Here is a 25,296-nt window from a genome sequence, read left to right on the forward strand (position 1 = left end):
AGTGTTGTCGTCTTCACCAAGGCCTTAGGGGCGCAGGCCCGCGAGGAGTGCCGCGGTGTCGGCGAACCCGGACGGGCCGGTGTTCCAGTTGGGGGAGATGGGAGTGATCGACACCTTGTCGGCGGCGACCGCCTCCGCGTCACTGCCCTTCTCGGCGGGCTGGGGGACCACCTTGACGTCGACCTTCCAGGTGCCGTCACCGGAGTCCGTGTAGTCCGCCTTGAGGAAGGACTGCGGATCCTGGGTGGTGATGGCTGCACCGCGGGCGGTGCCCGTGCCGTCCGGGCCGATCACGGGGTGGTCGACGTTGAGGCCCACGCCGGGCGGGAGCAGCGGCCCGTGCTTCGCGTGAGCCCGCAGCCGGTCGATGAGCTTGACCGTGAAGTCGTTGGTGGGGCGCATGGCGTTGAGGACGAGTTGCGGCACCGGGACCGCGAGCCCGCCGGTGCTCACCGCGATCGCGGGCACGCCGCTCTCCAGGGCTGCCACGGCGCCGCCGACGGTCCCGGAGTGCGTGGCGAGGCCGGCCACGTTGGGGCCGAAGTTGGTTCCGGAAATCACCAGATCGGGGGCCCGGCCGGCGAACACCTCCGCGAGCCCGAAGGACACCGCGTCGCCCGGCGTGCCGTCCACGGCCCACACCCGCGGCTCGGGATGTCTGACCGTCACCGTGGTGGCGCTCATCATCTTCGTTCCCGCACCGCTCTGATTGGTGAGCGGGGCGACGATGGTGACGTCGTACCCGGCGGAGGTGAGCCGCTGGAACATGAGACGGATGCCGGGTGCGTCGTAGCCGTCGTCGTTGGTCAGCAGGATTCGCAGTGGCGCGGACGCCTTGTCGTGCGCGGCGGCGGTCGCCGGCACCGTACCGGCCAGGGCGGACGTACCCAGCAGCAGGGCCGCGACGGGCAGAGCGTGTTTGTGCCTCATGGTGTGCTCCTTTGAACAGGCGGTAGGGGAAGGGGAGTTGAAGGTCAGCGCACGCCGCGGATCGGGAGGATCGCCAGGGCGCCCAGGAGGGACAGCGCGCCGCCGAAGAGGAACAGCGGGGTGTAGCCGCCGAGCGCGGTCACCACGGCGGAGGCGACGAACGGGGCGACGATCTGCGGTCCGGCGTTCGCGATGTTGAGGACACCCATGTCGCGTGCGGCGTCCTCGGCGCGGGGCAGCACGAGTGTCACCACGGCGGTGTCCACCGCCATGAAGCAGCCGAAGGCGAGACCGTTGAGCGCGGAAAAGACGATCATGCCGGTCCAGGTCGGGCTGATCACGGGGACGGCCATCACAAGACCGGCGAGCGCGGCCGACATCGCGACGAAGATCTTGCGCCGGTTCCAGCGGTCCGAGAGGAAGCCTCCCACCATGGTCGAGACGGCCATCGAGGCCATCGCCACGGGGGTGAGGATCGCCATCGCGGTGGGAGGGTCGAGGCTCGCGGGCAGCGCGATGTGGTCGTCCAGGATGTACAGCTGGTAGCCCACGACGGAGAAGTAGCCGAGCACCATCAGGGCCCGCCCGATGAACGCCCACCGGAAGTCGTGGTGGGACAGCGCGGACAGGAACGCCGCGATCCGTTCGCGCCGGGGCATGGCCACGGCGGGCGTGGGGGACGTGGCGGGCGCACCCGTGGGCACATCGGGGCAGCGGGAGGTGAGCAGCACCGCCGCGCCGGCCGCCAAGGCTCCCAGCACCAGGTAGCCGAGCCTGGGCTGGCCGGACGTCTGCGAGGCGATCAGCACTCCGGCCGTGCCGCCGATCGGCAGCCCGAGTCCGACCAGCGCGGAGGCGGTGCCGCGGCGCGCCACGGGGATGCGGTCCGGCACGACGGCGGTGACCGCGGCCTGGTAGACGTTCATTGTCGCCTGCACCAGGCACCACCCGATGCCGACAAGCAGCGCCGTGTGCACGCTGCCCAGGAACGCGAGCAGCGCCAGTGAGGCGAGTGCGCCGCCCAGGATCCATGGATTGCGGCGTCCCGTACGGTCCGAGAGGGCGCCGGCGATCGGGTTGAACGCGGTGGCGAACACCGCGCTGACCCCGCCCACGACGCCCAGGACGGCGACCTTGTTCGCCGGGTCGATCTCGGCGATCTGGGTCGGGAGCAGCACGGAACCGACTCCCATGTACACGGCCAGCATGGAGGAGTTGGCGAGGAGGAGCAGCAGCATGAGGCCGCGCTTGTGCGGCTCGGCCGCTTCGGACGCCTGCGGCCCGATCAGTTCACCGGTGGTCACGACGACCTCCGGCGGGAGTGGGCGGGCGGTCCGCCGAGCGGTGGATGAGGGGATGCATGTCGACTCCTGGGGGACGGAGTGGAGGGGGAAACCGGCGAAGGACGGTGTGACGCGGGAATTCGGGATGCGCCGCAGGGAGGAGGCGGGCACCGGTGTTCCAGATAGTGCGTTACACGTGTAAGGCTCGGCGGTAGGGATTGTGTAGCACCAGGAGCGGCGCCGTGAATAGGGGTGTGGAGGGTTTGAGGCGGGAATCGTGACCGTCGGTTCACTCTCTTGTTGTTACACGTGTAGCTACTGGCGGGTTACCCTTGCGTCGACAGGAGTATGCAGCTTTAGTGACGAACGGCAGAGTTACGCGACGCCCGCTCGGCTGTTGAATCGTGCACGGTGGCGGGTGGCTGTTGGAAGGAATGTCCATGGCTGATGCATCAGGTGAGGTCTCGCCCGTCGTCCGGCTGCCGGCCGGTCGGTTGCGCGGTGCCGCCGCAGGCGAGGGGGGAGTCGTCGCCTTCAAAGGGGTGCCGTACGCCGCGCCGCCGGTGGGCGAGCTCAGGTGGCGCCCCGCGCGGCCGCACCCGGGCTGGGACGGAACTCGGGACGCGACCGCGTACGGCCCCAGCGCGCCGCAGATGTTCCTGGAGGGCTGTGACCCGGTCCTGGGCGGTCACGGAAGCCCGCCGTTCGACGAGGACTGCCTGACGCTCAACGTGTGGACCCCGGCGGTCGACGACGCCAAGCGGCCCGTGCTGGTCTGGATCCACGGCGGTGGCTTCGTCTCGGGCTCCGGGTCGCTGCCCATCTACTCCGGCGAGACCTTCGCGCGCGACGGCGACTTGGTGGTCGTCACCCTCAACTACCGCATCGGACCGCTCGGTTACCTGTCCTTCGGCCAGGACGGGGAGGCTGACGACGAGCCCGCCAACCTCTGGCTCACGGACCAACTCGCCGCGCTGCGCTGGGTCCGCGACAACATCGCGCACTTCGGCGGTGACCCGGACCGCATCACGGTCGCCGGCCAGTCGGGCGGCGCCGTCTCCGCCGCCGCCCTGGCCGGACACCCCGAAGCGCAGGGCCTGTTCCAGCGGGTCATCCTCCAGAGCCCGCCCCTCGGTCTGAGCATCCCGACGCGCGACGAATACCGGCAGCGCGAAGATGCCTTCCTGGAGGCGGCCGGGGTGAAGAGCGTCGACGAACTCCGCGAACTGCCCTGGCCGCGGCTGCTGGAGGCCGCCGGAGGACTGTTCGCCCGCACCGCGCGCTGGGGATACTGGCCCACCCCCTTCCTGCCCGTGCGCGACGGCGTCACCCTGTTCCGCCATCCCGCGACGACCCTCCTTCACGGCGCCGCGACCGACATCGACGTACTCGTCGGCTGGACCCGGGACGAGGCCAACTTCGGCTTCGCCCTGGATGAGGGCTACGCGTCGGCCACCCGCGAACAGGTGGTCGCGCGGGTCGCCGAGACCTTCCCCGCGGCGGGCGCCGAGGTGTACGACGCGTACGAGCGGGCCCGGCCCGGCGCCCGGCCGGTGGACGTGCTCATGGACCTCATCACCGACGAACTGTTCCGGGCACCCGGCGTCCAACTGGCCGAATCCAGAGCGGAGTTGGGGCACCCCGTCTGGGTCTACGAGTTCGCCTTCCCGGCGCCCGCACAAGATGGCGTGTTCGCCGCCGCCCACTGCCTGGAGCTCCCCTTCGTCTTCGACAACCTGGCCGGCTGGGCCCACGCGCCACTGGCCGAGGGGATCGACCCGGTCGCGGAGCGCGGACTGGCGGACGCGATGCACCGTGCCTGGATCTCGTTCATCCGGACCGGCGACCCGAACCACGCGGCCATGCCCGAGTGGAAGCGCTACGGCGTGGACACCCGCACCACGATGCGCTTCGGCTCGGCCACCGCGCCCGTGGACGACCTCGCGGAGCAGGTGCGCCGCCTGTACGGACGGGCATCGGCGCGCGAGTGACATCGGGCGACGAGGCCATGCGTGCCCGGACCGGGTGCAAGGTGAGTCGTTACACGTGTGAACTCAGGCCGACCGGTGGGGGAGCGGTACCGGTCGGCACGTGTGCGGAACCGGACACCGCTGCCCTCTCGGTGTAACGCGTGTAACCTTGGTTGGTACTGGTCGGGGCGACCGGTGACAACCAGGGAAGGGCGCCATGGCCGAGGAGCTGACCGCGCGGGCGGCCGTCACGAGCGCGGACGTCGCGCGCCTGGCCGGAGTGTCGCGGGCCACCGTTTCCTTCGTACTCAACGACACCCAGGCGCACCGTGTCAGCGACAGCACGCGGGCCCGCGTGCGCGCAGCGGCCGACCAGCTGGGCTACGTTCCGCACGCCGCCGCCCGGTCGCTGCGCGCGGGGCGCAGCAACCTGGTGCTGATGCCGGCGTCCGTCTCGGCGGTCGGCCGCCTGGTCAGCACCTGGCTCGACGATCTGCACAGCGAACTCGAACGGCACGGATACACCACCGTGCTGCACGCCGGACGCTTTCCCGACGCGGTCGGCGCCGCCCGCGCCTGGGCCGAGCTGCGTCCGGCGGCCGTGGTCGCCCTCGACGGCGGCAGCCTCACCGCCGAGGCCGCCACGGTGCTGCGCCGGGCCGGGGTGCGCGCGGTGGTGGCCTTCGCCGCCCGCCCGGTGGAGGGCGTCCACACCATCGCCTTCGACCATGCCCGCATCGGTGCGCTCGCCGCCGAACACCTCGTCTCCCGGGGGCGGACCACCATCGGTGTCGTGATGCCGAAGGAGCGCGGCCTCGACACCTTCGCCCGGCCGCGCCTGGCCGGCGCCGAGAGCGTCGCGGCCCGCAGCAGGGCGAGCGTCAGTGCGGTCGAGATGGCCTACACCCGGGAATCCGCCGCTGAACTAGCCAGCTGCTGGCGGGAGTTGGGCCTGGACGGAGTGTTCGCCTACAACGACGAGTACGCGGCGCTGCTCGTGCGCGCGCTCCAGGACGAGGGCATTTCCGTCCCTGAGGACGTGGCTGTCGTCGGCTGTGACGACCTGGTGCTCGCCGCGCTCGAACGGCCCGCGCTCACCACCGTACGTCTCGACCTGCCCGAGCCCGGACGGATCGCGGACATGCTGCACGAGCTGGTCGACACGGGCACCGCGCCCGAGATGCCGGGCGTGGAGCCCATGCTGATTCACCGTCAGTCCTCGTGACGTCTCGCATCCCTGTCTGACACGTGCAGTTGGGGCAGTCGAATGCCGGTGAGCGGGAGGTCCCGCGCGGAACCGCCGTTCCACGCGGGACCTCCGGCTGCGCTCAGGCGCCCAAATGGCGGGCGAGGAAGGCGACGCTCTCCGTGACGATCGGCGTCACGTCGGGGGCGCCGAGGAAGATGTGGTCCGCGCCGTCCACCGGCTGGAGCGTGACGTCGCCGCCGGCCCGTTCGAGCGCCTCGGCGAGGACCTCGCTCTGGCTGTACGGCACGAGGCCGTCCCGCGTTCCGTGGATCAGGAGGAATGGCGGCGGCGTCGCGGGGCCCGCGTAGGTGACGGGGCTGGCGGCGCGGGCCAGCTCGGGGTGCTGTTCGGGCGAGCCGCCCAGGAGCGCGCTGAACGGGTTGGGGTACTCGGTGCCGGGCGGGGAGGGCGGCAGGGGATGCGCGAGCAGCGAGCCGATCTCGGACACCCCGTACCAGTCGACCACGGCCAGCACTCCGCTGTCCTCGTCGCGCACCCCTTCGGTCCCCTCCAGCGCTCCGCCGTCGCCGCTGTCCGGGCGGGCGAGCCCGGCGAGGGCGGCCAGATGGCCTCCGGCCGACTCGCCCCAGACGCCGATGCGGTCCTTGTCGATGCCGAAGGCGTCGGCGAAGCGCCGCACGTACCGGATGGCGGCCTTCACGTCGTGCAGTTGTGCCGGGAACGGGGCTTCCAGGCTGTGCCGGTAGTCGACGCTGACGAGGGCGAGGCCCGCCCGCAGGACCGCGCCGTGCAGCAGCTCGACGGGCACGGTCGGCGGCGGGTAGCGGCGGTCGCCCTCCAGCCAGCCGCCGCCGTGGATCCACACCACCGCCGGGACCGGGCCGTCGCCGGGCGGTACGTGCACGTCGAGCAGCCGGGGCCGGTAGCCGGGGGTGGTCGCATACGTCACGCCGCCGAAGCCGCGCACCCCGTCCTGCCCGACCCGGGGCGGGGCGGGGGTGCGAAAGGGGGGCGGCGGCCATTCGAGACCGGGCCCGGCCGCCGGGTCGGCCGGGGGCTGCTGGGCCACTGCCGGGGATTGCGTCATGTGTCCGCCTCTTTCTGCTGGGTGTGGGGCCGGTGGGCGACGTGGCGCACAGGCGTCGTGCCAGGTGGTCACGTCGGCGCGGGCGCCGGGCCGAGACTCCTCGGCCTTCGGACCGCGCTTCGAGCTCATGCGGCGTATGTCCGAAATGCCTTGCCAGGATCGAATGAAGCCTCTAGGGTGTTACACGTGTAACGAAATGCCTTGCGACGCATTATGCATCAACTCCAGGGAAACCCCAAGGACTCGATCGCGGGCAGTTACACGAGTGAACAGCGGATGCCATCACCCTCCTCGTAGGGGAGTTCGCCATGCTCAACACCATCCCCATTCCCATACCCGCCCGGCGCGTGAGTGTCCCGCGGCCCTCGTCGCCGGGCTGTCGCCGCGCCCGCTGGGTGGCGCGACCGACGGTCGCCGTCGTCCCGAGGCTCCGCGTGTCGGTCCGTGTCGTCCTCGATGACTGGCGCGTCGCGCCGGAACGCGGGGAGCTGCTGCTCCTCGCCGCGAGTGAGCTCGTCACGAACGCCGTATGTCATGCCGGTGCGGTCACGAGCCGGCTGAGTGCCACGCTCGCGCTCGGCGGCGGCTGGCTGCGGTTCGAGGTGGCCGACGGCGATCCCGCTCTGCCGGATTTCGGCCAGGGCGGCGATGTCGAGGCCGAGGGTGGTCGCGGACTCATGATCGTCGGCCTGCTCGCCGCCGAGGCCGGTGGGGGCCTGGTGGCGTTCCCCGTCGGTGCGGGCAAGGTCGTCGGGATTCGCGTCCCCGCTGTGTGACTTCTCGGCGCCGGGCCCTCGGTCGCCGGATTCTGTGTGACGCACCGTCAGTAAAAATCTCTATCGCGAAAGATTGACGGTCGCCATTTTAGCGCCATACTGGCTCCACTCCCTCTGCTGCCCCCGAGATTGAGGTGCGCCCCATGGAGCTCTCCCCGTCCGCCCATGTGGACACGTTCTGCCGCGACCGGCTCCCCGCCTTCCACCTCTGGCCCCAACTGCACTACGACCTGCCGGAGTTGGCGTATCCGGACCGCCTCAACTGTGCCCAGCATCTGCTCGACGATGCCATCGAACGCTGGGGTGCCGACCGGCCGTGCCTGCTGACGCCCGCCGGTTGCTGGAGCTACGGCGACCTCCTGCGGCGCGCCAATCAAGTGGCACGGGTCCTCGTCGAGGACTTCGGACTGCGCCCCGGAAACCGAGTCCTGCTGCGCGGCCCCAACAACCCGTGGCTCGTGGCGGCCTGGTTCGGGGTGCTCAAGGCGGGTGGTGTCGCCGTCACGACGATGCCGCTGCTGCGCGCCGCCGAGCTCGCCCAACTGCACGACATCAGCCGCCCCGCCGTCGCCCTGTGCGACCACCGCTACGTCGGCGAACTGGGCGCCGCGGACACGCCGGGCCTGCCCGTCCTCGCCTACGGCGGAGACGGCGACGACGACTTGGTGCGGCGCTGCGAGACCAAGGAGGGCACCTTCTCGAACGTCGTCACCGCCGCCGACGACGTCGCCCTGATCGCCTTCACGTCCGGCACGACGGGACGGCCCAAGGCGACCCTGCACTTCCACCGCGACGTACTCGCCAATGCCGACACCTTCTCGCGGCACGTCCTGAAACCACGTCAGGACGATGTGTTCACCGGGACACCGCCGCTGGCCTTCACCTTCGGGCTCGGCGGTCTGGTGGTCTTCCCGCTCCATGTGGGGGCGGCGACGCTGCTGATCGAGCAGGCCTCGCCGGAACGCCTTGCCGACCTCGTCGCGGAGCACGGCGTCACCGTGCTGTTCACCGCACCCACCGCCTACCGGGCGATGCTGGCGGCCGGAGTGGCCGACCGCCTGGCGGGCCTGCGCCGGTGCGTATCGGCCGGAGAGGCCATGCCCGCCCAGGTCTGGGAGGAGTTCCGCGCCGCGACGGGCGTACGCGTCATCGACGGCATCGGTGCCACCGAGATGCTCCATGTGTTCATCTCGGCGGCGGACGACGCCATCCGGCCCGGCGCCACCGGCAAGCCGGTCCCCGGCTACCGGGCGAAAATCGTCGACGAGGCGGGCGATCCCGTGCCCGACGGGGAACCCGGCCTCCTCGCGGTCACCGGCCCCACCGGCTGCCGCTACCTCGACGACCCGCGCCAGACCGCCTACGTCAGGAACGGCTGGAACATCACGGGCGACACCTACGTACGGGACCGGGACGGCTACTTCTGGTACGTGGCCCGCAGCGACGACATGATCGTCACCTCCGGCTACAACGTCGCCGGTCCCGAAGTCGAGAAGGCGCTCGTCACGCACCCCTACGTCCTGGAGTGCGGTGTCGTCGGAGCGCCCGACGACAGGCGCGGAATGATCGTCAAGGCGTACGTGGTCCTGCGTGCGGGTGTTGCCCCCGACGAGGTCGCCGTCAAGGAACTCCAGAACCACGTCAAGCAGACCATCGCGCCCTACAAGTACCCGCGCGCCGTCGAGTTCGTCGCCGAACTCCCGCGCACCAGCAACGGAAAGCTCCGGCGCGGCGCCCTGCGCGAGCGGGCCGCGCGCGCTGCCGGCTAGGGCGCGCTCGCCACCACACCACCTCCCGGCCTGAGTGCCGCATGTCCCGACGAAAGGCACCCTGATGGACACCCCACCGGACGACGGCTGCGCCGCCGGAATCCCGCAAGCCCAAGAGACGAATCTGCCCAGCGTCGTCATCGAGCGGCGCGTCGAGTGGCCCGACACCGATGCCGCCGGCCACTACCACCACTCCACCGTCGTGCGCTGGGTCGAGGCGGCCGAGGCCGTCCTGCTGCGGCGCCTGGGTCTGGCCCACCTCTTCGGGAGCACGCCGCGCGTCCACTTCGAGGCCGACTACCGCGCCCGGCTGTGGTTCGGGGACCTCGTCCGCATCGAGCTGCGCGTCGACCGGGTCGGCACCTCCTCCCTGCGGTACGCCTTCACGGTCCACGGCCGGGGCGAGGAGGCCGCGGCCACGGGTCGCATGGCGATCGCCCACTCGGCCGCGCGGGCGAGCGGATCCACGCCCTGGCCGGACGAAGTGCGTGAACTCCTGGTCAAGGCCGGTCCCCAGGTCCCCGAACTCCTCACCTGAGGTGGGCAGTTCACATCTTTATATAGTTTTCTTGACGATCGCAGGAATGACGCCATACGTTGTTTCTGGAACCACGAGGAGGACGCCGTGCGTGTAGCGGTCATCGGTGGAGGGCCCGGCGGGCTGTACTTCGCGGCCCTGGCCAAGCAGCTCTCGCCGAGCTGGGAGATAACGGTCTGGGAGCGCAACGCGGCCGACGGCACCTTCGGATTCGGCGTGGTGTTCTCCGACGAGACCCTCGACGGCATCGCGCAGGCCGACCCGGAGATCTTCGCGGCGATGTCCGCGGAGTTCGCCCGCTGGAGCGACATCGACGTCCGCTACCGGGGCCAGGTGCTCACCTCCGGCGGCCACGGCTTCGCGGCCCTGGGGCGCAAGCGCCTGCTGCGGATCCTGCAGGGGCGGTGCGCCGCACTTCAGGTGGACGTCCGGTACCGCACCCAGGCCCCGCCCGCCGGCCAACTGGCCGCCGAATACGACCTGGTGGTGGCGAGCGACGGCGTGCGGTCGGCGACGCGCGCGGCCTACGCGGACACCTTCACCGCGGACCTCGACGAGCGGCACTGCCGTTACATGTGGCTGGCCACGGACAAGGTCTTCGAGGCCTTCACCTTCATCGTCGCCGAAGGCGACTTCGGGACGCTCCAGGTCCACGCCTATCCGTTCGACGCCGCGCGCAGCACGTTCATCGTCGAGATGGACGAGGACTCCTGGCGGCGCGCGGGATTCGAGGAGTTCGCCGACCGTGACTTCCCGCCCGGAACCAGCGACGACGCCAGCATCCGCCGGTGCGAGGAGCTGCTCGTCGGCCATCTCGACGGCCACCGGCTGATTCCCAACGGCTCCAAGTGGATCCGGTTCACCACGGTCCGCAACACGACATGGCGCCACGACAACGTGGTGCTGCTCGGGGACGCCGCCCACACCGCCCACTTCTCCATAGGCTCCGGCACCAAGCTCGCGATGGAGGACGCACTGGCCCTCGCGGCATGCCTCCACGAGCACCCCGATGTGCCCGCCGCGCTCGCCGCGTACGAGGCCGAACGCAAGCCGGTCGTGGAGTCCACCCAGCGCGCGGCGCAGGCCAGCCTCGAATGGTTCGAGAACGTCGGCCGCTACACCGGGCAGGAGGCCCCGCAGTTCGCCTTCAACCTGCTGACCCGCAGCCGCCGCGTCACGTACGACAACCTGCGCGTCCGTGACCAGCGGTTCACCGATGCCGTGGCTGGGTGGCACGCCGCGGAGGGGGTGGGCGACGCCGCCACGCCACCGATGTTCAGGCCCTCCCGCCTCGGCGGCCTGCGGCTGCGCAACCGCGTCGTCGTCCCGCCGACCGCCCTGTACGCCGCCGTGGACGGCGTGCCCGGCGACTTCGACCTCCTGCACCTGAGCACTCAGGCGCTCGGCGGCTCGGCACTGGTCATCGCGGGCATGACGGCCGTCAGCGCCGACGGCCGGGCCACCCTCGGCTGCCCAGGCCTCTATACCGACGAACAGGAAGCGGCCTGGCGGCGGATCACCGACTTCGTCCACCGGCAGTCGGACACCTGCCTGGGCGTCCAGCTCACCCACGCGGGGCGCCGCGCCGCCACCAGCCCCCCGCGCGCGGACGGGACGTCCGTCCCGCTCGGCGAAGGCGAAGGCGAAGGCGAAAGCGGATGGCCGCTGATCGCCGCCTCCCCGCTCGCCTGGGACGCGGCGAGCACCACCCCGCGCGAAGCGACCCGCGAGGACATGGACACCGTCGTCCAGAACTTCGTCGAAGCGGCCCGCCGGGCCGACCGCGCGGGATTCGACGCCCTTCAACTCCAGTACGGGCACGGCCAGTTGATGTCAGGATTCCTGTCGCCGCTGACCAATCTCCGCACCGACGCGTACGGAGGCGAACTGGCCGGGCGGCTGCGCTTCCCCCTCGAAGTGCTGCGGGCGGTCCGCGCGGTGTGGCCCGATGGCAAGGCGCTGATCGTGCGGATCTCGGCGGCCGACTGGGCCGAGGGAGGCATCGGTGAGGCGGACGTCGTCGAGCTGTGCCGCGCGCTGGCGGACGGGGGAGCGGACGCGATCGACGTGTCCACGGGCGAGGTCGTCGCCCACGAGCGGCCAAGGTACGGCCGCAGCTACCAGACGCCCTACGCCGACCTGATCCGCAACGCCACCGGGATCCCCACCATCGCCGTCGGCGCCATCTCCACGTACGACGACGTCAACTCGATCATCCTGGCCGGCCGGGCCGACCTGTGCGCCGTCGGCCGGGCCCAGCTCCACGACCCGCTGTGGACGTTGCACGCCGCCGCGGCGCAGAACTACACCGGACCCGGAGCTCCCTGGCCCGCGCAGTGGAAGGCGGGCAGCGCCCGGCAACCGGGCGCCCGCACCGACCGCATCCCGCCCCGCCTCCACCTGCTCCGGACGATCGACACCCCCGTACACCAGCGCTGGCTGCCACGGCCGGCCGCTGCCACGACGGCCCCGTGACATGGAGGAACCCATGGAGAAACTGCCCCGCTTCAAGGCCGCCGCCGTGCAGTCCTCGCCCGTCTTCCTCGATCCGGCGGCCACGGTCGACAAGGCCGTGGCCCTGGTGGCCGAGGCCGCCGCCAACGGCGCCGAACTCGTCGTGTTCCCCGAGGTATTCGTGCCCGGCTACCCGTACTGGAACTGGACCATGACGCCGGTCCAGGGCTCCCCGTGGTTCGAGCGCCTCCAACGGGCGTCCGTCGACATCCCCGGGCCGCAGGTGGACGCCCTGCGCGCGGCGGCCCGCCAGTACGGCGTCGTCCTCGTCATCGGGGTCAACGAACGCAGCCCGTACAGCCTCGGCATCCTCTACAACACGATGCTCACCATCGGGCAGGACGGCGAACTGCTCGGCGTGCACCGCAAACTCGTCCCCACCTGGGCCGAGAAGCTCACCTGGACCGGCGGGGACGGCAGTTCGCTCAGGGTCCACCAGACTCCCGTCGGGCCGCTGGGTGTGCTTGCCTGCGGAGAGAACACCAACACGCTCGCCCGGTTCACCCTGCTCGCCCAGGGAGAGCTGGTCCACGCGGCGAGTTACATCGCACTGCCCGTCGCCCCCGATGACTACGACATGGCGGACGCCATCGCCGTACGCACCGCAGCCCATTGCTTCGAGGGCAAGGTGTTCTCCGTGGTGGCCTGTTCCACCATCTCGCCCGAGATCGTGGACACCGTCGCCGGTGACGACGAGGACGTACGGCGCATGCTCGCGCGTCCGCGCAGCGCCCTGTCCGGGATCTTCGGCCCCGACGGCCGGCCCGTCACCGACCCGCTCATCGACGACGAGGGCATCGTCTACGCCGACATCGACCTGGCCAAGTGTGTCCAGCCCAAGCAGATGCACGACATCCTCGGCCACTACAACCGCTTCGACGTGTTCCGGTTGCACGTCGACAACACCCCGCGCACCCCCGTGACGTTCGCGACACCACCCGGGTCCCTCGATGCCGCACCCACCGTCGCGCCCCTGTCCACCGACAGCACCGGCAACCCGCAGGAGGAGTCATGACCACCGAGTACGACGACGAGCGACTGGGCCGGGCACGCGTGTCCGACACCCCCGAACTCACCGCGTATTACGACGAACTCGCCCAGCTGGAGGCGGGGGCCCTGTGGACCGTCGCCAACGACATCGAACCCTGGTACCCCCAGCCGAAGTCCGTGCCCGTCCTGTGGCGTTACCGCGAGATCCGGCCTCTGGTGCGCAAGGCCCTCGACCTGGTCAAGGCCGATGACGCGGGCCGCCGGGTGGTCATGCTCGTCAATCCCGGCCGCAAGGACGTGAGCGCCGCCGTCGGGCTCCTCTACACCGGCCTCCAGATCATGGGGCCCGGCGAGGCCATGACCGCCCACCGCCACCAGGCCGCGGCCCTCCGCTTCGTCCACGAGGGAACCGGCGCCTGGACCATCGTCGACGGACAGAAACTCAAGGTCGGCCCGCGCGACTTCGCCATCACACCCAACGGCACCTGGCACGAACACGGCAACGACTCCGACGAGGCCCCCGTCATCTGGCAGGACGGCCTCGACATACCCCTCGTCAACGCCCACGACGCGGGATTCTACGAAGTCCACCCGGACCTGTACCAGCAGCCCGGAAAGGTGATCAACCCCTCCGTGCTCAGCTACGGCGCCAACCTGCTGCCGTACGGCGCCGAGAAGTGGACCCGACCCTACTCGCCGCTGCTCGCCTACCCGTGGGAGCAGACGTACGAGTCGCTGCGCAACCTTGCCCGGGCGACGGAGGGCTCGCCCTACGACGGCGTGATCGCCGAGTACACCAACCCGGTCACCGGGGGATCCGTCATGCCCACCATGGGCGCCCACATGCAACTGCTCAGGCCCGGCCAGGCCACCCAGGCCCACCGCCACACCGGATCGGTCATCTACACGGCCGCCAAGGGCCACGGGTATTCGGTCGTCGCCGGACAACGCCTCACCTGGCAGCAGGGCGACATCTTCTGCGTCCCCTCCTGGGCCTGGCACGAGCACCACAACCTCGACCAGGACGACGACGCCTGCCTGTTCTCCTTCAACGACTTCCCCGTGATGCGCTCCCTCGGCTTCTACCGCGAAGAGGCCTACACCGACAACGGCGGACACCAGCCCACCGCGTAGACCGCGGGACATCAGACCCGCCTCCGCGCCGCGACCGCCGGCCCTGACACCGGTTACCGGCGCGGAGGCGCCCCCGGGAGCGGGTCGAACCCGCCCCGCACGACCCGCTCCCGGGTCTCCCGGGGCCACCAACTCCCGCTATCCATATAGGAGTTCACATGCGACTGGTGACCTACACCGTCGACGGCACCTCCGCCCGCCTGGGCGCCCAACTCGACGACCACGTGATCGACCTCGCCGCACTGGCCGCCCACCACGGCACCGAACTGCCCCACGACCTGCTGTCCTTCATCCAGGCAGGGCCCGCCGCCCAGGAGACCGCCCAGCGCCTGCTCGCCGGGGACGGGACCACCTGGCCGACGGGGGTACGACACCGGCTCGGCGACGTCTCGCTGCGCGCCCCGCTGCGCCCGGGGAAGATCATCGGTGTCGGCCTGAACTACGTCGAGCACGTCGAGGAGTCCAGCCGCAGCCTGGACACCGACAAGGAACTGCCGCCGCGCCCGGTGCTGTTCAGCAAGCCCGCCACCGCGGTGACCGGACCCGGGCAGCCCATCCTGCACAACGCCGACCTGACCGCCCAGCTCGACTGGGAGTGCGAACTCGCCGTCGTCATCGGCCGCACCGCGTTCCGCGTCAGCGAACAGGACGCGTACGACCACGTCTTCGGCTACAGCATCGTCAACGACATCAGCGCCCGCGACCAGCGCCGCTCCGGCCAGTGGTTCTTCTCCAAGGGACAGGACTCCTACGCCCCCTTCGGCCCCGCGGTCGTCACTGCGGACGACATCGCAGACCCGATGACACTCGACCTTTCGCTGCGGGTCAACGGGGTGACGAAGCAGAAGTCCAACACCCGGCACATGCTCTTCCCGATCGCCCGCCTCATCGCCGACATCAGCTCGGGCGTGACCCTGGAGCCCGGCGACGTCATCGCCACCGGGTCACCCTCCGGCGTCGGCGCGGGCATGGTGCCCCCGGAATTCCTCACCCCCGGCGACCTCGTCGAAGCCACCGTCGAAGGCATCGGCACCCTCACCAACCCCGTCGTCGACGCCCGCTGAACGCCCACCCAGACCAGGCCCAGGAGCCCCCGTGTCCCACCGCACCTACCGGATCGGGCAGATCGTGCCCAGCTCCAACGTCACGATGGAAACCGAGATACCGGCCATCCTGCGCGCGCGGGAGAGCGTCGCGCCCGAGCGGTTCACCTTCCACTCCAGCCGGATGCGCATGACCCATGTCACCCCCGAGCAGCTCAAGGCGATGGACGCCGACTCCGACCGCTGCGCCGTCGAACTCTCCGACGCCCGCGTGGACGTCCTCGGCTACGCCTGCCTCGTCGCCATCATGAGCATGGGTCTCGGCTACCACCGAACGTCCGAGGAGCGCCTGCACACCCGCACGGTCGAGAACAAGGCCCCGGCCCCCGTCGTCACCAGTGCCGGCGCCCTCGTTCATGGCCTGCACACCCTCGGCGCGGGCAAGATCGCGCTCATCGCCCCGTACCTGCGGCCGCTGACGCGGACGGTGGTGGAGTACCTGACCCACGAAGGCATCGAGGTGCTCGACTACGAGGCGCTGGAGATCCCCGACAACCTCGACGTCGCCGCACACGACCCGGCCCAACTGCCCGGTATCGCCAAGGCACTTCAGTACTCCGACGCGGACGTCGTGGTCCTCTCGGCCTGCGTGCAGATGCCTTCGCTCGGCGCCGTCGAGGAGGCCGAGCAACTGCTCGGGAAGCCGGTCGTCTCCGCCGCGATCTGCACCGCGCACCAGATGCTGCGCGCGCTCGGCCTGCCGGCCGTGGCACCCGGTGCCGGCCACCTGCTGTCGGGCGCGTACGCCGAGACGCCGTGGGCCCCGGGGGCGGTGGCCACCGCTGACTGACCGTACGGCTCCGGCCGACCGGCCCGGCGGGCAGGGCCGGTTGCTCGATAGGATCGCCACCGCACACCACGGAAGGCGATCATGTCGGACAGTCTCCTCAGGCCCAGCTCGTTGATCAACACGGTCTACGGGGCGTTTCTGCGCGGGCTCGGCGGATGGATCTCCATCGCCGACCTGATCGTTGTGATGGGCGAGCTCGACGTGGAGGGCCCGGCCGTGCGCTCGGCGATCTCCCGCCTGAAGAAGCGGGGCATCCTCGAACCCGAACGGCGGGGCGTCAACGGCTACCGGCTCAGCCCCGCCGTGCACGAGGTCTTCGACGAGGGCGACCGTCGCATCTTCGGCAGCCTGGAACCGGCGGACCTGGCCGACGGCTGGGTGATGGCGGTCTTCTCGGTACCGGAGTCCGAGCGCGCGTACCGCTACCAGCTCCGCACCCGACTGACATGGCTCGGGTTCGGGAACATGGCACCCGGGGTGTGGCTGGCTCCCGGGCGCCTGCTCGACGACGCCCGCGGAGCGCTGGTCCGGCTCGGACTGAGCGAGTACGCGCACCTCTTCACCTCGCAGTACGCGGCCTTCAGCGACCTGCGTGCGTCGGTGAGCTCCTGGTGGGACTTCCCGGCGATCCAGGCCCAGTACGCCGCGTTCACCGACACCTACGGGCCGGTGGCGCAGCGCCTGACCCAAGAGGAAGACCTCGATGACACGGAGGCCTTCCGTCACTACGTCCCGCTGCTGACCCAGTGGCGCCGCCTCCCGTACCTGGACCCGGGGCTGCCGAAGGAGCTCCTGCCCGACGACTGGAACGCGATCGCCGCACGTCAGCTCTTCCAGCAGCTGCGCGCCGCCCTCGCCGGACCGAGCCTGCGCCATGTGCGGACGGTGACCGGCCTCGACGAGCCGCCGGCCATGGACGGCACACCCTCAGGAACTGCTTCCTGAAGCGCGCAACGGCCCCGGTGTCCCGCCACCGGGACTTGTTGGCTGTCCGCCCCCCGACCCCGTACTAAGGCAAGAACATGACGACACGTCCCCAGCCGGTCGACCACGAACTCATCGAGGCCGCGGCCCACGTCGCGCGTACTCGGTGCCGCGGCGACAACCACACCATGGCGGCCGCGGCCCGTGCCCGGGACGGCCGGATCGTCACGGCGGTGAACGCCTACCACTTCACCGGCGGCCCCTGCGCCGAGCTGGTCGTCATCGGCACGGCGGCCGCCCAGGGCGCGTACGAGCTGGACACGATCGTCGCCGTGGGGGACCGTGACCGGGGGGTCGTTTCCCCCTGCGGCCGGTGCCGCCAAGTCCTGCTCGACTACTTCCCGGCCCTGAAGGTCATCGTCGGATCGGGCGATCGGCTCCGAACCGTCTCCATCACCGACCTGCTCCCGGAAAGCTACGTCTGGGCCGACCACCAACTGGACGCCGGGCCGGCCACTCCGCTCAGCGCGAGCTGACACCGGCAACGGTCGCGCGCAGGGTCTCGGTCCACCAGTCGAGCATGCGGTCGCGCGCGGCCGCGTCAAGGCCCGCGCTTCGGCGGAATTCGCCGCCGAACAGGGGTTCCGTCGCAACGGCCTGATGCAGCGCGGCCACCGTCAGCTGGATCGCCCCACGGGTGGGCGGGGTCCGGTCGGTGGCCGCGCAGTCGGCCAGCGCCTGTGTGTGCAGGCGGTCCACGATCTCGTCGAGCATGCCGCTTCCGGTGTCCCGCCAGCCCGACTGATGCAGCGCGAGGGCCAGTTCGGCGTAGCCGTCGGCGTAGAGCGCGGCCAGCACGCGTACGAGTTCGGCAGGGTCGGCCGGACCCTCGGTCAACTTGCCCAGGACGGCGTGCAGTTGAGCCTTGAGCTTGGCCCCGCCGAAGCGCAGGAGCGCCGACAGCAACTGTTCGCGGGTGCCGAAGTGGTGGTTGACCGCGGCATCGGACACCCCGATCTCGGCGGCCACGGCCCGCACCTGCACGGCCGCGGGACCGCCCGCGGCGAGCAGTCTGCCCGCGGCTTCCAGGATCAGTCGCTTGGCCTCATCGGGTGTGCGTCGTACGCGGTTGGCCACGCCCCAACCTTACCTTGACCCGTCAAGGCAGGAGGCTTACCTTGGAGAGCCAAGGTAAGAGGGTGGGTGTCGCGATGGACGGGCAGAGCACGGCCTTGTCGATGACCGAGCTGGCGGTGTCCCTGGGGGTCCGGATCCACGATCCGGCACCGCCGTCCGAGATCTTCCACTCCCGCGCGGGCTGCCGGTTGCACGGATTCGACTGGGGCGGAACGGGACCCCCGGTGATCCTCTTGCACGGCGGTGGACTGAGCGCGCACACCTGGGACTTCGTCTGCCTCGGCCTGCGCGGCGTCGCGCGGCTCGTCGCACTGGACCTGCGCGGCCACGGCGACAGCGACTGGTCCGACGACTACCGCATCGCCACGATGGCCGAGGACGTCGTCGCCGCGGCCGATCACCTCGGCTTCGGCCGGGTGCGACTGGTCGGCATGTCGCTCGGAGGCGTGGTCGCCGCCCATGTCGCCGACGCGTACCCCGGTCGCGTCGAGCGGCTGGCGCTGATCGATGTCGCACCCGGCGTCGACTTCGAGAGCACCGGAAGGATGCGGGCCTTCATGACCGGACTCGGCCCGGTCGCCGAACTCGACGCGGTCGTGGATGCCGCGATGCGGGTCAATCCCCGGGCCGACCGCGCGAGCGTCGCCTATCGCATGAACACCCTGTTCCGCCGTGTGCCCAACGGCGATTGGGTGCCGAAGGGCGATCCGCGACCGCCCGACTTCCCCGCGATCCTCGCCGCCATCGAACACCTCGCCGCGCACCTCACGGGCCTTCCAGTACTGCTCGTACGCGGCGGGCGAAGCAGGGTGCTGCCGCAGTCCACCGCCGAACGCCTGGTGGGGCGCATTCCCGACGGCGAACTCGTGGTGGTGCCGGGCGCGGGACACAACGTGCAGGAGGACAATCCAGCGGCGCTGATCACCGCGCTGCGCGCCTTCCTGACAGGCTGACGGCGCAGGGCTCGCGGCACTTGAGTGCGTCGCACGGCCGCCCCCGCGAGGCTACGGATGTGGCCCGGTGCGCACGTGCGCACGCACCCCTTGCAGGCCGAACAGGATGAGGAGCTCGACCGCGGCGCCGTCCGCGCTGCCCAGCCAGTGCGGCATGGACGTGTCGAACTCGGCTGCCTCACCCGGCGCCAACGTCAGGTCGCGCTCGCCCAGTAGGAGCCGTAGCCGCCCATTGAGCACATACAGCCACTCGAAGCCTTCGTGCGTCTGCGGGGTCGGTGCGAGCGGCTCCGGCCGAGCCGGGATGATCATCTTGAACGCGTGCACCCCGCCCGGCCGTCGGGACAACGGAACGAAGACCGACCCGAACCGCTGGATCGGCTTCAGATGAATCCGGGGGTCGCCCGTGCGCGGGGCACCGACGAGGTCGTCCAGCGGAACGTCGTAGATCCGGGCCAGCGGCAGCAGCAACTCCAAGGTCGCCCGGCGCTGCCCGCTCTCCAAGCGGGACAGGGTGCTCTCCGAAACCCCGGTCGTCGCCGCGAGGTCGGCGAGGGTCATGCCGCGGTCGCGGCGCAGCGCACGCAGTCGGGGCCCCACCGCGTCGAGCACGTCTTCCGTCCCACGGTCCACACGACCAGCTTGCCAGAACCGCAAGTTTCCGTGCCAGGTCGCGGTGAGCCCGGCAAGACTGAGCGCATCCCGACCAAACGTCCCGACCAAACGTTCCGACTGAAGGAGCACCTCGATGAGCAGCACCACCGATGCGGTCACGTACTGGCAAGACGTCTATGCGGCCCGGCCGGCGGCCACCGATCCACGGCCGAACGTCCGCCTCACCGAAACGGTCACGAGCCTGCCGCCGGGCGACGCGCTGGACCTCGGCTGCGGCAACGGCGGCGACGCATTGTGGCTCGCCCGGCAGGGGTGGCATGTCACCGCCGTCGACATCTCGGCCGTGGCGGTCGAGCGGCTCGCCGGGCTTGCCCGCTCACACGGCCTGGGCGACCGGCTCACCTCCGTACAACATGACCTGGCCGTACAGCCTGACCTGCACGACTCCTTCCCGCAGGGCGAGTTCGACCTGATCTGCGCCCACTACCTGCACACCCCCTTCGACCTGGACAGGGCAACCGTCCTGCGCAGGGCCGCGCACGCGCTGCGGGTGGGCGGGCAGTTGCTGGTCGTCGACCATGGCTCGACCGCGCCGTGGTCGTGGAACCAGGATCCCGACGTCCACTACCCGACCCCCGCGGAGGTCGCCGCGGGCATCGATCTGGACTCGGCGACGTGGACGGTCGAGCGGGCCGAGTCACCCCGCCGGATCGCCACCGGACCGGACGGGCAGACCGCCGAGGTCACCGACCATGTCCTGCTCGTCCGCCGAGGTCGGCGCTGAACTGACCGACGGCACGACCGGTCGCTGATTCCCAAGTCACTTGGAAACCAGGGAAGTTGGCGGCCGACCTGCGCCCTTACGGGGTGTAGACGGCGCCGCTTCCGTACAACTGCTGGGTGAAGCTCGAAATGTAGGTGTGTCGGTCGGAGCCGTCCAGGTTGTAGGTGAGGTACACGCCGTAGCCTTCGCTGACCGTGCGCTGGGCGAGGCTCGCCGCGGTGCTCGTGGGCGTCGCTGTGATGTCGATGGCGGCGGGCGACAGGGCCGACTTGGGCAGGGCGATGCCCGGGACGCCCCAGGTGCCGTAGTACGGGTTCCAGGCGTAGTTGAACTTCGACGAGATGTTCACGCCGCCGTAGGACAGTCGCGACGCCGCGGGGCCGATGTTGTACAGGGAGATGAGTTTGCCGGGCATGCTGTCGCGCAACGCGGAGACCAGGTAGACGAACGAGCTGCTGTTGGGCTGGCCGGTGCCGTTGTTGCCGTACTCGGCGTACTCGTCGTCGAAGTCGATGCCGTCAAGGCCGTACTTGGTGACGGCGTCGGACAGTTGCTTGGCGAACGCCGTGGCCGCCGTCTTGGAGGGGAAGTTGGCGAAGCCCGCACCTTGATGGTTGCCGAGTACGGACAGCATGACCTTGATGCCCTTGGCCTGCAGCGGGCGGATCTGGGTCTGCGCGTTGTCGAGGACGCGTTGCACGTTGTCGTTGAAGTACAGGTACGCCGACTTCTTCGTGGTGTCGTAGTTGATGTTGGCCGCGAAAATGACGGCAATGTCGAATACGTTGCCGCCGCCGTTGGCCAGCGTGTACTTGCCGGCGTTGAGCATGCTGTTGCTGTTCACCTCGATGTAGGCCACCGAGGTCGGCCCCTTCTTGGCGGCCTGCGCGGCCGCGGCTGCGGGAGTGGTCGCAGTCGCGCCGCCCGCCAGGGCCGCTGCCGCCAGGAGCGCGAGTGCGGCCGTCCGCACTCTGCCCCAACCGAATATGCGCATGTTCATCAGCCTCCTGTCGCGTGGACTTGCCTCATGAACCCATTCGCAGGAAGAGTGGCAGGCTCATGCCAAACCTGCCAGGGGAAGCGTGCGGCAGCGGTCGGCGCGGCGGGGGCGGAATTCGATAAGGGACCCCTATCGGGTGGTGGTGATCCCCGTCAGGATGAGGTCGATGCCGGCGAGGAACTGCTCGCGGTCGTCGTGCTCGGGCAGCTGCGTCGCCACGTGGCGCATGAACGGGTACTGCGCGGGGTCGAGTTGGGCCCCCGTGCGGCGACGGCGGTGAGGAACGCCGTGCGATCCGTCTCGGGCGCGATGATGCGGGCGTTCGCGGCGTTCTGCCCGGCGACGCCGAGAACGTAGTTCAGGAGCACCGACGCGGAGTCGAACTGCGAGCGTTCGGGAACGCCGAGCGCCTGGAGCTGCCCGCCGATGCCTTCGAAGATCTGCAGCAGAGCAGACTGCCAAGGCTCGCACGCGAGTTGGGTGCCCACCCAAGGGTGCGCGTCGATCGCGTCGAACACCCCGCGGGCGATGGCCCGGATCGCCTCCCGAGGCTCCGACCCACCGGCCACGTCGGTCATGACGCGGCCGATGACGTCGTCGGTGGCGGCCGCGAGCAGGTCGTTCTTGTTAGTGACATGCCAGTAGATCGCCCCGGCGCCGGTGGCCAGACGTGCCGTGTCCAGGGGAGCGGGCAACCCGGTGCCGTCTCGGGCGCGCGCCGCCTCCCGCACGTCAACTTCCGGGCCGGGTACGGGTTCTACTGGAACGCGGGCAGGTTGCGGGCGACCCACTTGCCGAAGGTGTTGGCCGGCCGGTGGAGGACCTTCTCCACGTCGGGGCTGATCTCCTGCTCGGCCGGCAGCGGCACGCCGAGGATGTCCAGGGTGCCGTTGATGACCTCCTGAGGCATGAAGCGCGCCATGTGGGCATGGGCGTCCTCGCGGGACAGCTCCACGAAGGTCACCGCCTCGCCCAGCGCCTCGGAGATCACCGCGGCTTGTTGGCGCGGGCTGATGGCTTCGGGGCCGGTCAGCTCGTAGGTAAGGCCCGTGTGGCAGTCTTCGAGCAGGGCGGCCGCAGCGACCGCGGCGATGTCCGCCGGGTCGATGACGGGCAGTGCCACATCACCGAACGGGGCGAAGATCATCCGCTTCGTACGGACCGGCTCGGTCCAGGCGAAGGCGTTGGAGGCGAAACCGCTCGGGCGCAGGATGGTGAAGTCCAGTGCGGACGCGCGCGCGGCAGCCTCGAACTCGCGCAGGCGGGTGTGCGAAAGGGCCTGTGGGCGGGTGGAGTTGATCTGCGAGGACAGTAGGACGACCCGCTCGACCCCGGCTTTCTCGGCCACGTCCAACAAGGCGCCCGGGCTCTCGCCCCGGCTGTTGAGTTCACCGCCAAGGAGCACGAAGAGGGCGTTGGCGCCTTCGAGGGCCGGCCGCATGCTCGCGGAATCCCCGACGTCGGCCCGGGCGTGCCGGACCCCGGCCGGAAGCCCCGTCAGCTGCGGACGCCGCGAGACGGCCACGGTTTCCTTACCCGCCTCGGCCAGCAGCCCCGCCAGCGTCCGCCCTACGTTGCCGGTCGCACCCGTCACCACGATCATTGCGATCCCCAAGAGTTAGTTAGTTGGCTGACTTGGTTGGACCGTAGCACGAGCCCGCCGAGGGTTGTCTATAGTTAGTTGGGTGACTGACTCAGCAAAGCCGCGAGTGCGGGCATCCGACAAGCGCCGACGGCTCACGACAGCGGCGGCCCAGGTCCTGCACGAGCAGGGCGTCGAACGCACCACCCTCGCCGACATCGCGCGCGCGGCCGACGTCCCCGTCGGGAACGTCTACTACTACTTCAAGACCAAGGACGAACTGGTCAGGGCCGCACTGTCCGAGCACAGCGCGCACCTGGACGAACTCGCCGGCCGACTGGGCGAGTTGTCCGACCCGCGCGACCGCCTCAAGGCCCTGGTCGCAGGCTGGGTCGACCGGCGCGATGTGGCCGCCCGCTACGGGTGCCCCACCGGCACCCTGGCCGTCGAGCTCGACAAGCGCGCCGACGGGGGCCTCGACGCGGAGGCCGGAGCGGTGATCCGGCGGCTGCTCGACTGGGCCGGGGACCAGTTCCGTCTCCTGGGCCTGCCCGACCCGGACGGCCTCGCCGTCACCCTCGTCTCCGGCTATCAAGGCATGTCGCTCCTGGCCAATGCCCTGCGCGACCCGGACATCATGACCCGCGAGGGCGCCCGCCTCGTGGCTTGGCTCGACTCCCTGAAGGCTCCGGCCCACCCGACGCACTGACCTGGGCCGGCACCGTGCTTACCGTGTCAACGGGCGAGGAACGGACCCAGTACCGCGGTGAGTTCGGTGGGTGTGTCCAGTGCGATGAGGTGGGCGGCGGCGGGGAATTCGACCAGGGTGGCGTCGGGGATCTCGGTGGCGTACCGGCGGGCGATGTCCTGGAAGTCGGGTACGTCGAGCTTGCCGATGCCCACCAGGGTGGGAACGGAGATGGCGGCGAGGTCACCATGGACGGGGCCCCTGGAGTGCTCGCCCACGATGTCCTGGTTCACCAGGGACGTCCTTACCGCGCCGCGGAGTTGGTCGGCCAGTCCCGCGGCGACGTCGTCCCACCCACGGGCAGGCCCGCGCAGCCACATGTCCAGGTTCACTTGGACGGCGGCGTCCAGGTCGTGCGCGTCCAAGGCCGCTGTTTCCGCCTCGTCGTAGGCGACCATGTCCGCGGACCAGTCGTATCCCCGCCATGGCGGGGCGAGCAGCGCCAGGGAGTGCACTCGGTCCGGGTCGGTGAGGGTGAAGTCCAGGGCCACGCGCCCGCCCCAGGACGCGCCGACGAGCCGCACACGTTCGTGGCCGAGGTGGTCCAGGAGGCGGCGCAGGTCGTCGGCCTCGCTGAACGGTCCGGTCGGGGGCGCTGACTCGCCGAAGCCGCGCAAGTCGTAGCGGATGACCGCGTGCCGCTCCGTGAGGGCGGGCACGACCGCGTCCCACATACGGTGATCGGCGACGCCGGCGTGCACGAGCACGACGGGCGGTCCTTCGCCGGTGAGGACGTAGGAAAGGTGGCCGAGATCGTCCGGGCATATGAGCATCGGCCGATGCTCGCAGAACGACGGTGCGGCCGCCACTCGATTCGGGGCGCCCAGCTTTCGCTTCGCTTACGGGACAACGCTCAGAGTGGATCGGACACCGCGAGCGGCGGGCCGACGAAGCTCACCCCGACGGCATGGCCCAACTCGGCCAGGGCAGCCTGGTCGGCCGGGTCCGGCAGCAGGTGCGTGTAATTCTGGAAGAACTCCTCCATGCCCGCCGGGGCGGACACCACCAGTAGCCGGCCCGGAGTGTGGCCCACGTTCTGGAACGTGTGCGGTACGTCGCGTGGGCCGAAGGCCAGACCACCCTCCGCAGCCGAGAACATGGCGTTGCCCGCGCGGAAACGGAACTCGCCCTCCAGGACGTACCACACCTCGTCCTCGCGACTGTGGATGTGCAGGCCCGGCCCCTGCATGGACGGCACGACGAGTTCCATGATGACGAGCGCCCCGTCGGTCCGGGCGCCGTCCGCCATGATCGTGCCGCTGCCGCCGATCGGCAGGGAGACCGGTGTACCGTCGCCCGGCCCGACGACGAAGGGGTGTGCGGTTGCGGCCATGGAGACTCCCTGTGCCTGTCGGGGGCATGTTTCAGCCGCGCCTTGGAACAAGTGCCTACCAGCGACTCTGCGCCTGCGCTCACGAGACCGCCAGTCGGTCGTGCCGGCCGGTCCGGGGCGAAGGCG

Annotated in this window: 24 protein-coding genes and 1 pseudogene; 15 read left to right on the forward strand and 10 right to left on the reverse strand. The window is 70.5% G+C overall.

All coding sequences use genetic code 11. The annotated features are described in order from the left end of the window. Positions 1–24 precede the first annotated feature (24 nt). On the reverse strand, positions 25–930 hold the full coding sequence (gene surE, locus OHA17_RS37910; RefSeq protein WP_406510305.1) for a 5'/3'-nucleotidase SurE: 906 nt from the start codon (positions 928–930) through the stop codon (positions 25–27). 44 nt (positions 931–974) lie between these two features. After that, positions 975–2,234, reverse strand: coding sequence for an MFS transporter (locus tag OHA17_RS37915; protein WP_406510306.1), 1,260 nt, complete (start codon positions 2,232–2,234; stop codon positions 975–977). Between the two features lie 419 nt (positions 2,235–2,653). Here OHA17_RS37915 and OHA17_RS37920 point away from each other — a divergent pair, with 419 nt between their 5' ends. Together OHA17_RS37920 and OHA17_RS37925 are read left to right on the forward strand one after the other, a co-directional pair. Further along, positions 2,654–4,204, forward strand: a complete 1,551-nt coding sequence (locus tag OHA17_RS37920) for a carboxylesterase/lipase family protein (RefSeq protein WP_406510307.1) — start codon at positions 2,654–2,656, stop codon at positions 4,202–4,204. Positions 4,205–4,400: 196 nt separating this feature from the next. Then, complete coding sequence (locus OHA17_RS37925; protein WP_406510308.1) at positions 4,401–5,408, forward strand: LacI family DNA-binding transcriptional regulator; 1,008 nt, start codon at positions 4,401–4,403, stop codon at positions 5,406–5,408. A gap of 103 nt (positions 5,409–5,511) precedes the next feature. On the opposite strand, the gene OHA17_RS37930 is transcribed toward OHA17_RS37925, so the two are convergent. After that, complete coding sequence (locus OHA17_RS37930; protein ID WP_406510309.1) at positions 5,512–6,480, reverse strand: alpha/beta hydrolase fold domain-containing protein; 969 nt, start codon at positions 6,478–6,480, stop codon at positions 5,512–5,514. A gap of 308 nt (positions 6,481–6,788) precedes the next feature. Here OHA17_RS37930 and OHA17_RS37935 point away from each other — a divergent pair, with 308 nt between their 5' ends. The 10 genes from OHA17_RS37935 to OHA17_RS37980 all read left to right on the forward strand — a co-directional run bounded on the left by OHA17_RS37935 (position 6,789) and on the right by OHA17_RS37980 (position 17,554). Continuing rightward, positions 6,789–7,256, forward strand: a complete 468-nt coding sequence (locus tag OHA17_RS37935; protein WP_406510310.1) for an ATP-binding protein — start codon at positions 6,789–6,791, stop codon at positions 7,254–7,256. A 143-nt stretch (positions 7,257–7,399) separates the two neighbouring features. Further along, the gene (locus OHA17_RS37940; protein ID WP_406510311.1) at positions 7,400–9,025 is read left to right on the forward strand and encodes a benzoate-CoA ligase family protein; all 1,626 of its coding nucleotides are present in this window, start codon (positions 7,400–7,402) and stop codon (positions 9,023–9,025) included. Positions 9,026–9,089: 64 nt separating this feature from the next. After that, positions 9,090–9,563, forward strand: coding sequence for an acyl-CoA thioesterase (locus OHA17_RS37945; protein ID WP_406510312.1), 474 nt, complete (start codon positions 9,090–9,092; stop codon positions 9,561–9,563). Positions 9,564–9,650: 87 nt separating this feature from the next. Then, a complete protein-coding gene (locus OHA17_RS37950; protein WP_406510313.1) occupies positions 9,651–12,038 on the forward strand; it encodes an FAD-dependent monooxygenase in 2,388 nt (795 codons plus the stop codon). A 13-nt stretch (positions 12,039–12,051) separates the two neighbouring features. After that, positions 12,052–13,092, forward strand: a complete 1,041-nt coding sequence (locus tag OHA17_RS37955; RefSeq protein WP_406510314.1) for a carbon-nitrogen hydrolase family protein — start codon at positions 12,052–12,054, stop codon at positions 13,090–13,092. Further along, positions 13,089–14,201, forward strand: coding sequence for a cupin domain-containing protein (locus tag OHA17_RS37960; protein ID WP_406510315.1), 1,113 nt, complete (start codon positions 13,089–13,091; stop codon positions 14,199–14,201). The genes OHA17_RS37955 and OHA17_RS37960 overlap by 4 nt, the downstream gene beginning before the upstream one ends. A 158-nt stretch (positions 14,202–14,359) precedes the next feature. Further along, positions 14,360–15,265 carry a fumarylacetoacetate hydrolase family protein gene (locus OHA17_RS37965; protein ID WP_406510316.1) on the forward strand — a complete coding sequence of 302 codons (906 nt, stop codon included), beginning with the start codon at positions 14,360–14,362 and terminating at the stop codon, positions 15,263–15,265. Positions 15,266–15,350: 85 nt separating this feature from the next. Then, positions 15,351–16,094 carry an Asp/Glu racemase gene (locus OHA17_RS37970; RefSeq protein WP_406510923.1) on the forward strand — a complete coding sequence of 248 codons (744 nt, stop codon included), beginning with the start codon at positions 15,351–15,353 and terminating at the stop codon, positions 16,092–16,094. An 81-nt stretch (positions 16,095–16,175) separates the two neighbouring features. After that, entirely contained in the window at positions 16,176–17,039 is an 864-nt protein-coding gene (locus OHA17_RS37975) for a PaaX family transcriptional regulator C-terminal domain-containing protein (RefSeq protein WP_406510317.1), read from the forward strand. Positions 17,040–17,116: 77 nt separating this feature from the next. Next, a complete protein-coding gene (locus OHA17_RS37980) occupies positions 17,117–17,554 on the forward strand; it encodes a cytidine deaminase (RefSeq protein ID WP_406510318.1) in 438 nt (145 codons plus the stop codon). Here OHA17_RS37980 and OHA17_RS37985 read toward each other — a convergent pair. Beyond that, the gene (locus OHA17_RS37985) at positions 17,541–18,155 is read right to left on the reverse strand and encodes a TetR/AcrR family transcriptional regulator (protein WP_406510319.1); all 615 of its coding nucleotides are present in this window, start codon (positions 18,153–18,155) and stop codon (positions 17,541–17,543) included. The two genes, OHA17_RS37980 and OHA17_RS37985, sit on opposite strands and share 14 nt — an antisense overlap. 41 nt (positions 18,156–18,196) lie before the next feature. Here OHA17_RS37985 and OHA17_RS37990 point away from each other — a divergent pair, with 41 nt between their 5' ends. Continuing rightward, a complete protein-coding gene (locus OHA17_RS37990) occupies positions 18,197–19,108 on the forward strand; it encodes an alpha/beta fold hydrolase (RefSeq protein WP_406510320.1) in 912 nt (303 codons plus the stop codon). A 51-nt stretch (positions 19,109–19,159) separates the two neighbouring features. On the opposite strand, the gene OHA17_RS37995 is transcribed toward OHA17_RS37990, so the two are convergent. Continuing rightward, the gene (locus OHA17_RS37995) at positions 19,160–19,741 is read right to left on the reverse strand and encodes a helix-turn-helix domain-containing protein (protein WP_406510321.1); all 582 of its coding nucleotides are present in this window, start codon (positions 19,739–19,741) and stop codon (positions 19,160–19,162) included. 115 nt (positions 19,742–19,856) lie between these two features. On the opposite strand from OHA17_RS37995, the gene OHA17_RS38000 reads away from it, so the two are divergent. Further along, positions 19,857–20,507 (forward strand): class I SAM-dependent methyltransferase, encoded by a 651-nt coding sequence (locus OHA17_RS38000; RefSeq protein WP_406510322.1) that lies wholly within the window; start codon positions 19,857–19,859, stop codon positions 20,505–20,507. A 76-nt stretch (positions 20,508–20,583) separates the two neighbouring features. On the opposite strand, the gene OHA17_RS38005 is transcribed toward OHA17_RS38000, so the two are convergent. From OHA17_RS38005 to OHA17_RS38015, 3 genes and pseudogenes are all read right to left on the reverse strand, one after another. Next, positions 20,584–21,501: an endo-beta-N-acetylglucosaminidase H gene (locus OHA17_RS38005; RefSeq protein WP_406510323.1), complete on the reverse strand. Its 918-nt coding sequence runs from the start codon at positions 21,499–21,501 to the stop codon at positions 20,584–20,586. Positions 21,502–21,636: 135 nt separating this feature from the next. Beyond that, positions 21,637–22,238 (reverse strand): annotated as a pseudogene (locus OHA17_RS38010) (TetR/AcrR family transcriptional regulator). Between the two features lie 26 nt (positions 22,239–22,264). Then, positions 22,265–23,110, reverse strand: coding sequence for an SDR family oxidoreductase (locus OHA17_RS38015; RefSeq protein ID WP_406510324.1), 846 nt, complete (start codon positions 23,108–23,110; stop codon positions 22,265–22,267). An 82-nt stretch (positions 23,111–23,192) separates the two neighbouring features. Between OHA17_RS38015 and OHA17_RS38020 the strand changes: the two genes are divergently transcribed. Further along, positions 23,193–23,798, forward strand: coding sequence for a TetR/AcrR family transcriptional regulator (locus OHA17_RS38020; protein ID WP_406510325.1), 606 nt, complete (start codon positions 23,193–23,195; stop codon positions 23,796–23,798). A 26-nt stretch (positions 23,799–23,824) separates the two neighbouring features. Here OHA17_RS38020 and OHA17_RS38025 read toward each other — a convergent pair whose 3' ends face one another. Then, positions 23,825–24,610, reverse strand: a complete 786-nt coding sequence (locus tag OHA17_RS38025; RefSeq protein ID WP_406510326.1) for an alpha/beta fold hydrolase — start codon at positions 24,608–24,610, stop codon at positions 23,825–23,827. A gap of 80 nt (positions 24,611–24,690) precedes the next feature. Then, positions 24,691–25,170: a cupin domain-containing protein gene (locus OHA17_RS38030; protein ID WP_406510327.1), complete on the reverse strand. Its 480-nt coding sequence runs from the start codon at positions 25,168–25,170 to the stop codon at positions 24,691–24,693. Positions 25,171–25,296: the final 126 nt, after the last annotated feature.

The organism is Streptomyces sp. NBC_00212, assembly GCF_045206365.1.
GTDB lineage: Bacteria > Actinomycetota > Actinomycetes > Streptomycetales > Streptomycetaceae > Streptomyces.